This is a genomic window from Paenibacillus xylanilyticus (genome assembly GCF_009664365.1).
In the GTDB taxonomy this organism is placed as follows: domain Bacteria; phylum Bacillota; class Bacilli; order Paenibacillales; family Paenibacillaceae; genus Paenibacillus; species Paenibacillus xylanilyticus_A.
The window spans coordinates 3726841-3739578 of record NZ_CP044310.1 but is presented as its reverse complement, the minus strand read 5'-3'; the positions used below and the strand labels follow the sequence as shown (position 1 = coordinate 3739578).

Genomic DNA, 12738 nt, shown 5'->3' with positions numbered 1-12738 from the left:
GGAGGGGTTATGACATGAGAACTAAAAAATCGTTTCGCCGTGTAATGGCACTGTTTATCATGACGTCTATGCTGCTGGCAGCCTGTACAGGTGGCGGCTCGGGAACAGGCCAGACGGATACGGGGGGAGCGGGTTCATCAGACACCGGCTCGGACAAAGGACTCGTGACACTTCGGGTACTCATAATGGAAACTGGCTCCAAATGGAATACACAACAGAATAACGAGGTGGCACAGGCTATTGCGGAGAAGATCGGTGTCAAGATTGAATACGTTGAAGCAGACGAGAATAAATTCAATGTATTGCTGGCTGGCGGCGATCTGCCTGACCTGGTGCGTACGGATGTGAACAAATACCAGAAGCAGCTAATTGAGGGAGATCTCATCGTTCCGCTTGACGAGTTGCTAGCCACATCAGGCAAAGATATTACGGCGAACATCGGAACAGTAGTTGAATACAGCAAACAGAACTGGAGTAACGGTACGGGCAAACTTTATTTTCTGCCTCCGCAAGTACAATCCAAACCAGGTACGTCCATCGCCCCCATAACGATTGGTCCTACGATACGTTGGGACTGGTATAAGGAAATCGGTGCACCGGAAATTGGTACTATGGATGACCTGCTGGACGTTGTAGCAAAAATTGTGGAGAAACACCCGCAGACCGAAGACGGGAAAAAAGTTTACGGCGTGTCCATGTGGCAGGATTGGGGGCTCTGGCCTTATACCATTCCACCCGTCATCTTCACTGAAAGTGCAAGCGCTACAAGCGACCTGACAGCATCCCAGGTTGGCGGCAGCGAGTTCATCAGCAATTTGACCGACGAGTCCTCCAATTTCTGGACAGCATTGAATTTCTATAACAAGGCTCAACGTAGAGGCTTGCTTGATCCGGACTCCCTTACGATGAAAAACAATGACTATTTGGCGAAAGCCACTGCAGGACAGATCGTTGTTGGTCCAGCCACTTGGGCAATGGGTGATTTCAATGCACAGCATTCAAGCGAGGGCAAGGGATATCTGGTTGTACCTGCCGGTAAACTTGCATGGACGGGAGCAGTCAATCCACTTGGATGGCAGGACAAAGCCTACAGCATTTCGAAAACGTCCAAAAATCCTGAAAAAGCGATGGAATTCCTCAATTATATTTACTCTTATGAGGGAGCACGAACCATGTATAACGGTGTGGAAGGCAAGCACTGGAAGACCGTGGACGGCAAACCGACACTTACAGACGAAACGCTCTCTCTCAAAGCAGCAGGCGGTGCACCGTATGAAGCCACCGGACTGTCGCTGGACCGCAACATCATTGGGCTCGGTGGCAACATGATCAATCCGAATGACAAGATGCCGGTCGACCTCTTTACTTCAGAGGAAGCGTTATCCAAAGCGGCCACACCGCTTGAAAAGGACTTTGCCGAATACTATGGCGCTTCTTACTCGGGAGAGGTGTTCAAACAGTTGATTGATGAAGGCAAATTGAACACGTTTACCACCTGGATGAACGGCATGTCGGACGAAGAGATTGTGCAGCGTAATACCGTTCCAGGCGTAACCTTGGATGACAAACTGAAGAAACAGGAGTCAGAGCTCAAAGAGTTGGCAGCACGCGAGGCCGCCAAAATCATTCTTTCCAAGGATGATCAGGCATTCGAAGCGAACAAACAAGCTGCACTTGCGGCATTCAAAAAAGCTGGCGCAGATGAGTTTTCTGCCTGGTACAACGCTGAAGTTCAGCGGCTTCGTCAAGCTCATGGGCTGTAATAAGACTTGGCTGTAAAAGTAAGCGGCAGAGTGGGGAGCTAGAGCTGTGAAGTTTTAGCTCCTTTTTCTTTTGAACATTCGGATTGACAGGAGTTGATGCAGATATGAATCACATTTTATCAACTGGCGGGAGTGACATGCCAGCAGCACGGAAAGTCACCGCTGAAGAGGCATTTACATGGCGAGCTTCATGGATCTGGGGAGAAGGCGAGGATTGGCCGCGTAACGAATGGCGTTGTTTTCGGCGGGAATTCGAATTGCAGGAATGGGAGTATGGAAGCGCTGAGGTAACCATTACGGCTGATGCCAGATATGTCTTATATGTCAACGGTGTGCTGTGTGGCAGAGGACCTAATCGCTCCTGGCCTTTTGAACTGAACTACCATGTGCATGAAGTTGGCCATCTGCTTCGGACAGGGCGTAATGTTCTCGCAGTTCTGGTAATCAGCTATGGCGTGGCTACGTTCACATATCTGCCGGGGAGGGGAGGACTTCTCGCTCAACTGGAATCGGTACACCGTGCCTCGGACGGTATTCTGCCGCGAAGAGAGTTTATCCTGGGTTCGGATGAATCCTGGCAGACGGCACTTCATGCCGGTTATGAACGGCGGTCAGCACGCATGTCCTGTCAGCTTGGCTTTGCTGAACAAGTGGATGCATCCCGCTGGGACGAAGGCTGGGTTGGAGCAGAAGCGTTCTCTTATCCTGAGGATGAAGGCTGGACTGCTGCACGGATCATTGGCACACCAGGCATTGCGCCTTGGGAGAACTTGATTCCGAGTGACATACCCGAACTGACTGAGCAAGAAGTATGGCCTGTTCGAGTGGAATCAGTAAAAGAAGTGTCTCTCGTATCCTGGACCCATGTGCTGGATGTGCGAGAAGCGATGGACCCGGAGAGCAGGATGCATGCCAATCCCGTATCCTTTACCGGATATGCTGCAGCAGTTATTCGGGCAAGTGGAGAAGCTGAAGCTGTCATTGGGTTTTTCAGTGCTTTTCATGCGCTGCGTGGCATAACGCTCAACGGTACACATTATCCAGCGACAGCGATGAGCGGGGAACATCCACGTAGAATTCAGCGTGTTACGCTGAAGCCAGGAGACAATCTGCTGCTGGTCGAGCTGGCTGGACCGGATCATGGCGGCGGGCTGCACCTTGGAATCGACTGCGACGTTCCTTTTACAGTTGTACCGCCTCTTGATGAATTACAAGCGAGCAAAACACCCTTTGCCTTGATAGGTCCATTTGCGACTCTCGTGCATATCGACCATCAGCCGGATCATGATCCCATCCGGGCATATCAGGGATTTGGTGGTAATCAACCTTTGGATGGAAATGCCTTTCCGGATGCAGAAGTGTACCTACGATGCCGAAATTTGGCCACCGTCTCTGAACTTGCTCCATACCGGGCCTGGATAAAGCCGTTTCCCGAGAGACTCAGCTCGGATGCTTCAATCTTTACGTCCAGCATCTGGAAGAGTCAGGAGCAAGCACGTCCCGTTCCTGCGGATTTGCAGCAAGTATGCTTCGCCAATCGACAGCCCGCCATCGTGCCGACAAGCTCTGCCGGGAGAAGCACCGAGCTGATTCTGGACTTTGGCCGTGAATGGTCCGGTTACCTTCGATTCGAAGTTGAAGCTTCGGAAGGCACCATTATTGATGCGTACGGTTTTGAGTATATGGAGGGTAGGTGGCGTCAGGATACCTTTGGCGTTGATAATACGCTGCGTTACGTTTGCCGTGACGGAAGACAAAGCTATGAATCTCCAGTAAGGAGAGGGCTGCGGTATCTGATGCTTACCATACACGGGAATACGAGACCCGTGCGGCTGTTTGGTGTTACCCTTGCGCAGAGCAATTATCCAGTGGCCGAGATTGGTCGATTCCATTGCTCCGATTCGCTTTTGAATGACATCTGGGAGATCAGCAAGCATACCACCCGGCTGTGCATGGAGGATACTTTTGTGGATTGCCCCACTTATGAACAGGTTTTCTGGGTTGGCGACAGCCGCAATGAAGCGCTTGTCAACTATTATGTGTTCGGTGCAACCGATATCGTACGACATTGTCTGCAGCTCGTTCCAGGATCAAGCCGCCAAACGCCGCTCTATGTGAATCAGGTGCCCAGCGGCTGGAGCAGTGTGATTCCAAACTGGACCTTTTTCTGGATCACCGCTTGCCTCGAATATGCCCGCTATACCGGGAGCAGGGAATTTGCAGCGACGATCTGGCCCAAAGTGAAGTTCACGCTGGATCATTATTTGCAGCATATCGATGCCAAAGGACTCTTTACCATTAAAGCCTGGAATCTGCTGGACTGGGCACCAATGGAGCAGCCCAACGACGGGACGGTCACGCATCAAAATACGATATTTGCGCGCACGCTGGCAGATGCAGCCCAATTGTCCGAAATGGCAGGCTGTACAGAAGAGAGTCTATTCTATTTTTCCGCATCCGAAAGTTTAAACCGTGCTATAAATAGCCATTTGTGGAGTGAAGAGCATCAGGCTTATGTGGACTGCATCCATACGAATGGTGCTTGTTCAAGCATCTTTAGCATGCAGACCCAGGTGATGGCACTGGTTACCGGAATAGCAACAGGGGAACGCAGGGAAAAGCTTATTTCGTATTTAACCTTGCCGCCTGAGAATTTTGTGGCTATCGGAAGTCCGTTTATGACGTTCTTCTATTATGAAGCTCTCGTGATGAGCGGTGAGACGGATTATATGCTGCAGGACATGAGGAAGCAATTCGGCGAAATGGTGAAACACGAAGCAACCACCTGCTGGGAAATGTACCCGGGATTTACCGAGAATCGGGCGAATCCCAAAGATATGACACGCAGTCATTGTCACGCCTGGTCGGCAGCACCGGGGTACTTTTTGGGCGCATCCGTACTCGGGGTTCGTCCCATTGCAGATGGTTGGACACGAATTCGTGTTGCTCCGCAGCCTGGTGATTTGCAATGGGCGAAAGGGGCCGTGCCGCTTCCCGGTGACGGAAGAGTTGATGTAGCCTGGCAGATTCGTGAAGAAGAAGGAGAGCTTGTATTTCAACTGGAGGTATGTGCACCGAAGGAAATTACGATTGTGATGGAGGCTCCTGAAGGATTTCGGCCAGTGCTTATACACCAAACATTATGAATTCGTTTAAGAGCGGAGGTTCAGGTTCATGAAGCATATCTCATATTATCATTCCGATACAGACAAGCGGTATCTGGATGAAGTTCAAGACGAAGCCTACTCCCGATCTTCGCTGCATGGAGACGCATGGGTGGAGATGGAGAGCCGTATTCCTGTCCATTACATAACGAATGAAGGGCAGAATTCACTAGACATTCGGCATGGTGGTTCAGATATCCAATCCTTGACCAAGGATACATTGCTGTTGTCCGGCCTTTGGCGAATGAAGGGAGGCGAACCTGCCGATGCTGGAGATCCGGCGCCTGCAACCGGTTGGTTTGGACGAAAAGCCCGGGCCAGCGAAGGCATGCAGGAACGGTGGTACGAACCCGATCACAATCGAGAGGATTGGCTTGTGGTTAGCGTACCCACAACGGTGCAGAGAGCTCTGATGGATCTGGGGCAGATGGACGATCCCCACTGGAACACCAACACCATCGATGAACTGGAACAGCATGGCACACCGGAAGAAACCCCAGTCTGGTTCCGCAGGACACGTGTAGAATGCAAGGAATGGTGGTTCGCTGTAACGTTCGAGCTGCCGGATGAGTGGCAAGGAAGAAGGCTTTCCCTGGAGTTCGATGGCATTGACTATTCGGGCACGCTCTTTATCAATGGTTCATCACTGGGGCACCATCAGGGCATGTTCGGTGGCCCGGTTCACGACATCACAGAGCTGGTTCAATGGAATGAATCCAATGTGCTTGTTGTCCGAATCGATCCTGCACCTCAAAGCTGGAATGGTCTGATGAAGCCAAGTCCAGGCTTCGGCTGGCATTATGGGCACCTCATCTCACTCGGCATCTGGAAGGATGTGAGGATTGTAGCTCAGCCGGATATTGCTTTGCTGGATCCTTATATAGCAACACAGTCATACACCTCCGATCAAGCTCTGCTTCAATTGGAATTTACAGTAGAGAGCCATCTTACCAATCGGTCCCCATTAGCTATCGAGGGATTGATTCGGCTGAAACAATCAGAGAGGGGTATGAACTCTTTTGACTCAAATACCAATGGGGACAGGGAAAAGGATGCACACTTTACCTTTTCTATTGAGGTGCCGTATGGTCGGAGCAAATTCAGCACCGTGATTAGGCTGGCCAATCCGGAAGTGTGGTGGCCTTCAGGTTACGGCGAACAGCCGCTGTATGAGCTCGTGCTGCAAGGCACCTCTACAACTGAATTTCCACAGGACATGGAATCTGACACTGAATCTGCCTCTGCGACCAGTTCAGTACCCGATTTCATTAAGGTGGGCGAAGTCCGCACGTCGTTTGGCGTCCGAACGGTTGAGATGCGTCCCATGCCGGGTACAACGCCGGAAACCGAATACCGCTGGCAATTTGTTATCAATGGAGAACCCATGTTCATTAAAGGCGCCAATTGGTGCTGGCCTGATGTCATGCTGACACAGCATGAAGGACAGTATGAACGGCTTCTGGAGCTGGCTCGCCGCGGAAATGTGCAAATGCTCCGGGCTTGGGGCGGAGGACTGGTGGAAAGTGATGAATTTTACAAGTTGTGTGACGAAAAAGGCATTATGGTCTATCAGGAATTTCCGCTCTGCTGGGGTCCATCCGATTCTCCCCTGACGGACCTCGGTGTCCTTGATCGTCAGACTGTACTTTCGGTAAAAAGACTGAGAAATCATCCTTCTTTGGTCATGTGGGGCGGAGGTAACGAAAATGGCAAGCATGGCGGTGCAGATGAAGGTCTCTTTTTGGTCGGAAAAAGATGTCGTGAGTTTGATCCATCCCGTCCATTCCATCGAACCGATCCATGGGGTGGCAGCGCACATAACTGGAACGTCTACCATTGCGGGGAACCGTTGGATGAGGCAATTCTGGCGATGCCTTCGAAATTCTATGGCGAATTTGGCATTCCAAGCCAGACGAACGTTTCAAGCTGTCTCCGCTATATGCCAGAGGAAGCACTCGAGTTGTTTCCCCCAACCGAAGAAAGCAGGGGCTGGAAATCTCATTTTCACCAGTTCGGCCTGAAGGATGTTATTAAAGTCATGCGATACGCAGCCTATGGACCGATCCGAAACTGGCAGGATTACATCACGTATTCCCAAACAGCTCAAGGTGATGCCATTCGTTGGACTGCTGATATACAGCGAGCGGGAACAGGGGGAGACAAGAGTGGTTTCTGGTATTACAAATTCTCGGATTGTTTTCCAGGACATTCGTGGGCAGTGGTCGATTATTACGGTACAGCCAAGTTGTCTTATTATCGCGCCAAGCAAGCTTCACGGCCGCAAAATGCCTTTATCACCAGCCCCAAGCTGAATACCTGGGAGCCAGGTGAACGATTCCACGCAGAATTGCATGTGGTGAACGATTCACGTGAATCTCTTAACAATGCGTACGTTCAAGTCTTGATGTATAACAGCCAATTAACCGAGGTGATGACTTGGAAGTACCCTGTATTGAATGTGAAGCCAGGGCTGGCAGCCTGTATCGATCAGCTGGGCGTAAACTTGCCAGAAAAAGAAGCGATTCAGCCGTTCCTGATAGCCATCATGCTCTATGCGAGCAGCGGAGCTCTCATCTCCGATCAGTGGTATTGGTTCAATGCCCAGCCGAAGACAGCAGAGCTGCTGGCGTTCGAGAGAGAACATCAGCATGAAGAAAACGAGTATCCGGGGGACCAAGCCAGGCAGGCGTTTTCATTATACGCTGATCTCCCTGCTGCACCGCTTCGGGAGCTTCCCTCTACCATGCTTGAATGGTCTATCGGGCGGCAAGATAAGGGCGGTATTATTACCATTCGCAATATCGGGAGTGTGCCGGCAATTCGGGTCATCATTCATCATTTTCCCGATGATTGGAGCTGTTATCTGGAGGATAACGATTTTGGAATACAGCCAGGGGAAGAGAGATGTATTCCATTTGAAGCAGGATCCGAAGTTCTGCTATCCGGAATAACTGTAAGCGCCTGGAACGCTCCCGAGGTGCAGGGGAGTTGTTCAGAAGTGAGCCTTATTCATGGCAAACATGTGGATTGAATGACAGGAGGAGCAGCGATATGACATCATCGAAGGCAGCCAAACCACAAAATTCAACGAAGGTAATGAAGAAAGTACAGGATTCAAAGGAGATGGGGGAACACAAGGGAATCTTCACCTCAGATCAATGGATTGCCAAGTGGATCACCCGGTCAACATCCCTTCCTCAAGATTGGACTTCGTATCAGGCAGAGGTTGTGATTACCGTGGAAGAAGGAGGCGCGGCCTTTCTTTTCGGTTATCAGAACGAAGATCATCATTGCGGTATTGAACTAAGTGAGGGCGATCCGAATGAAGTAGCCGTACGGCAGATACGGGCATACATTTTTCGGATGGAATCCGGTATGCGCCACACTTTGCAGAAAATCACCCTTCCTGCATCCCAAAAGCAGCCTGAACACATCACACTCAAAGTGACGAAGGAAGGCGGGGAGTGGGAACTCACGCTAAATCAACAGCACACGTCTCGCTGCATGGCAGCGGATTATCAGGGAACGGTGGGTTTTCGCACAACAGGTGGACAGAAGGCTGTTTTCCGCGACTTGAGGCTTACTGGAAAAGATGGACGCATGATGTATTCCAACCGGTTTTATGATTCGAAAACAACTCACTGCACAGCGGGTGCCATTCATCCTTCGGGTAATGGGCTGGTGGTCGAGGGAGATATGCTGTCCATTTGTGAGACTCCGATTTCGGTAGACAGTCCGTTGTTTCGGAAAACGTTTGACATTCCCACGTCCCTACTCCAAGCCAGGCTCCGCATCTATTCGATAGGCTGGTATGAGCTTCGCATTAATGGAGTTCGGGCAGACACCCGAGTTTTGGCACCAGCCAACACACCATACCCACGCAGGATGCTTTATGACACGTACGACGTGACCCATTTGCTTCACGATGGAGAAAATGCACTGGGCGTATGGCTGGGCAACGGGTACCATTTTAACTATTCCCGCTGGGGATGGAAGTGGAACCGGGATAAGGCATTTATCATGCAGTTGGATCTTAGGCTGGAGGACGGCAGCACGTGGACAATCATAACCGACGAATCCTGGTCATCTGCGGCAAGCCCGATTCTTGTCAACGATATCTATGACGGTGAGACTTATGATGCCAGGCAGATGCCTCTAGGTTGGGATGAGTCCGACTTTCTGGAAGACGGAGACTGGTCAATGGCAGTAATCGCTGACCCACCAGGGGGTGAGTTGGAGCCGAATCATCAACCTCCTGTCATACCGTTCGACCCGATACAACCTGTTGCCATGTATAACCCGGTACCCGGTGTGAATGTTTATGATTTTGGTCAAAACATGGCAGGGTGGGTCCGTATTCAGGTAACAGGTCAGTCAGGTAGTGAAGTTCGGCTGAGATACAGTGAGCTGGCAGATGAACAAGGCAACATCGACCCATGGACGAATCGAAACGCCAAAGCGACGGATGTATACATCCTTAACGGGGAAGAAGGGGAGTGCTATGAACCGCGCTTTACATATCATGGATTTCGTTATGTAGAGGTCAGCGGGGAGACAGGTCAGCTCTCCATACAGGCTGTTCCGATTCATGCAGATGTAGAGCAGGCAGGTACCTTTGAATGCTCTGATCAAGGCATCAATAGACTATACAGCAACATTCGGTGGTCCTATCTTAATAATTTGGTGAGCATACCAACGGACTGCTGCCAGCGTGATGAGCGTACCCCATGTCTTATGGATTCGGCTGTGGTTGAGGAAGCGGGGATGCACCATTTTAACATGCATCGTTATTACCGTAAGTGGCTTGGAGATATCGAAGACAGCATGACCAATCCGGATTGGAGCGGAGACAAGGTCTCCCTTCCCTGGCATCTCTATATGCACTATAACGACTTGAATACGTTACGTGAAAGTTATCCATTCATGAAGGACTACATTGACCACCTGCATGAGCGATGGCCTGACCACGAAGTAAAAGATGGCTTTGGAGACTGGTGTCCTCCTAACGACGATGGTTGGGAGAACTACTTTCATGAAGTCGAACTTGTAAATACCAGTATCTATTACAAAATCACTTCCATTGTTGCCGAAACGGCTGCAATTCTGGATATCCATGCAGATCGTGATTATTATAACGAACTGGCCCGGCAGATTAATCATGCCTTCCATCGTCGTTGGTACTCCGGGGAAGGCGTCTACGGCAGTGGTTCCCAGACTGCTCAGCTGATGCCGCTCGCACTCGGCATGGTGCCAGAAGAACAATGCATTGTTGTCGTGGACCGTCTAGTGCAAGCTATTGCGGAAAAAGGCGGTCATCTTCACACAGGCATTTATGGCACGAGATATTTGATGGACGTTTTGGCTGATCATGGACATATCGATGTTGCTCTGGAGCTTTTGAACAAGAAGGAGTATCCCGGATTCGGCTATCAAATAGAACGCGGAGCCACCACACTCTGGGAACAATGGAGCGAGAAGGGCGGCATGCATTCCCACGATCATGCAATGTTTGGTGGAATAAGTACTTCCTTTTATACCCGACTAGCAGGCATCAGATCAGACTCCCCTGGTTATGAAAGGATAAGGATTGAACCTGTAATTCCTTCCAAACTGGATGCGGTACGTGCTTCGCTCAGGACAGCATATGGAGCGATCGAAGTAGCCTGGAAAAAGGAACACGGGAGTCTGCATATTCAGACCGTGATTCCTGAAGGTACCGCTGCTACGCTTGTCTTGCCACATGATCTGGTAACAGCAGCTAAGCAGCCTCGTGTTCACGAGTTGAACCCCGGACGACACTCCTTCTCCATTTCCTGTGAACCATTGACTAAAAATACAGTAAAGGAGTCAACGTGATGCTTGAGATGACACATCGCTATGAAGGCGGATTTCCCAAAATCGGTATTCGTCCAATCGTGGATCGCCGCAAGCTAGTAAAGGCTGCGTTGGCGGAAAGTACGCTGGAACTTGCCCGTGAGGCTGCGGCCGAGATCACCTCCGTTCTTCGCAATCCAGATGGCTCACCAGTGCAAGTTGTCATTTTTGAACCATGCATTTCCGGAATGACCGAAGCTGCTCGCTGCGCTGAGCAATTTCGCAAGGAAGGTGTTGGCGTGCTTGTCACTGTTGCGAGCGGCTGGTGTTATCCGCTTGAAACCATGGAGACCGATCCAACCCTGCCGCACGCGGTCTGGGGCTTTAACGGCACGGAACGACCCGGTGCGGTCTACCTGGCTGCACTCCAAGCGGCACATAATCAGAAAGGGCTGCCCATATTCAAGATCTATGGCAAGCATATACAGGACCAGGATGAACGGAAGCTTCCAGAGGACGTGCGCGATCAGCTGATCCGGTTCGCCCGAGCGGGCATGGCCGCTGCACTGCTGCGAGGCAAATCCTACCTGTCCATCGGCTCCATTTCCATGGGCATCGCAGGCTGTATTGTTGACGAACATTTCTACCAGCGTTATCTGGGGATGCGCAACGCCTACGTCGACATGACCGAAGTCAGCCGGAGGCTGGAGAATCATATCTACGACAAGCAGGAATTACAGTCAGCATTAGCCTGGGCTGTACAGCACTGCAAGGAAGGACCGGATCCCAATCCGGAATCGGTACAGATTGATCCAGAGATCAAAAAGAAAAACTGGGAAATCTCCATTGGCATGACACTGATCGTACGTGATCTGATGATTGGCAACCCAAAACTTGCCGAGATGGGATACGAGGAAGAAGCATATGGTTATAACGCCATTGCATCGGGATTTCAGGGTCAACGTGAGTGGACCGATTACCAGCCCAGTGCAGATGTCTTGGAAGCTATCCTGTGCAGTTCCTTCGACTGGAATGGCATTCGTGAGCCTTACATGGTTGCAACGGAGAATGACAATCTAAACGCAGTCACGATGCTGTTCAATCACTACTTGTCGCATACCGCTCAGATTTTTGCTGATGTGCGTGCATTCTGGAGTCCAGAGGCAGTGAAACGGGTTACTGGCTGGCAGCCTGACGCCTTGGCCGCGGCTGGTTTCATTCACCTGATCAATTCGGGGCCCGCTGCACTCGACGGGACAGGGGAACAGAAACGTGAAGGTAAGCCAGTGATGAAACCACATTGGGAGATTGAGGATCAAGAGATTCAAGCGTGCCTGGATGCTGTAAGCTGGCGACCAACCTATATGGATCAGTTTGCAGGGGGCGGGTATTCAACCGACTTCACAACGCGAGGTGGTATGCCCGTCACGATGGCACGAATCAACCTGGTTGCGGGCTTGGGACCTGTGCTCCAGCTTGCGGAAGGTTACACCGTGGAATTGCCGGAAGATGTACATCGCCAATTGGATCTGCGAACTACACCAACATGGCCGACCACGTGGTTCGTACCCAAGCTGCTAGCGGGTGACCCCGTCTTTGATGACGTCTATGGTGTGATGGAAGCATGGGGATCGAATCACTGCGCTGTAAGTTACGGGCATATCGGTGCAGATTTAATTACCCTTGCGAGCATGCTTCGTATTCCGGTTAACATGCACAATATTGAAGCAGATCGCATTTTCCGGCCCAGCGCCTGGTCTGCATTTGGAACAAAAGACCTGGAGGGAGCGGACTTCAGAGCTTGTTCCGTGTATGGGCCGCTCTATGGATGAGCAGCATAGGCATTGTCTGTACACGTGAAATTGCTAATAAGCATGAAATAAGAGAATGTAATCGTTCCCCACACAAGAGAAACTTGGTAGTATTTAAGTGCTTTATAGTTATCATAATAAGGAGCGCTTAAATATGATCATTCAATTCATTCGTTTAAGGTAATG

5 protein-coding genes are annotated in these 12738 nt (G+C 50.7%); all 5 read left to right on the top strand.

Annotated features, from left to right (window positions below):
• The first annotated feature begins 14 nt into the window (after window positions 1-14).
• The gene (locus tag F4V51_RS16550; protein ID WP_236146574.1) at window positions 15-1763 is read left to right on the top strand and encodes an extracellular solute-binding protein; all 1749 of its coding nucleotides are present in this window, start codon (window positions 15-17) and stop codon (window positions 1761-1763) included.
• Window positions 1764-1867: 104 nt separating this feature from the next.
• Window positions 1868-4909, top strand: coding sequence for a family 78 glycoside hydrolase catalytic domain (locus tag F4V51_RS16545; RefSeq protein ID WP_236146573.1), 3042 nt, complete (start codon window positions 1868-1870; stop codon window positions 4907-4909).
• A 28-nt stretch (window positions 4910-4937) separates the two neighbouring features.
• Window positions 4938-7958 carry a glycoside hydrolase family 2 protein gene (locus tag F4V51_RS16540; protein WP_153978878.1) on the top strand — a complete coding sequence of 1007 codons (3021 nt, stop codon included), beginning with the start codon at window positions 4938-4940 and terminating at the stop codon, window positions 7956-7958.
• Window positions 7959-7978: 20 nt separating this feature from the next.
• Complete coding sequence (locus tag F4V51_RS16535) at window positions 7979-10783, top strand: alpha-L-rhamnosidase (RefSeq protein ID WP_153978877.1); 2805 nt, start codon at window positions 7979-7981, stop codon at window positions 10781-10783.
• Entirely contained in the window at window positions 10783-12573 is a 1791-nt protein-coding gene (locus F4V51_RS16530; protein WP_153978876.1) for an L-fucose isomerase, read from the top strand. The genes F4V51_RS16535 and F4V51_RS16530 overlap by 1 nt, the downstream gene beginning before the upstream one ends.
• Window positions 12574-12738 lie beyond the last annotated feature (165 nt).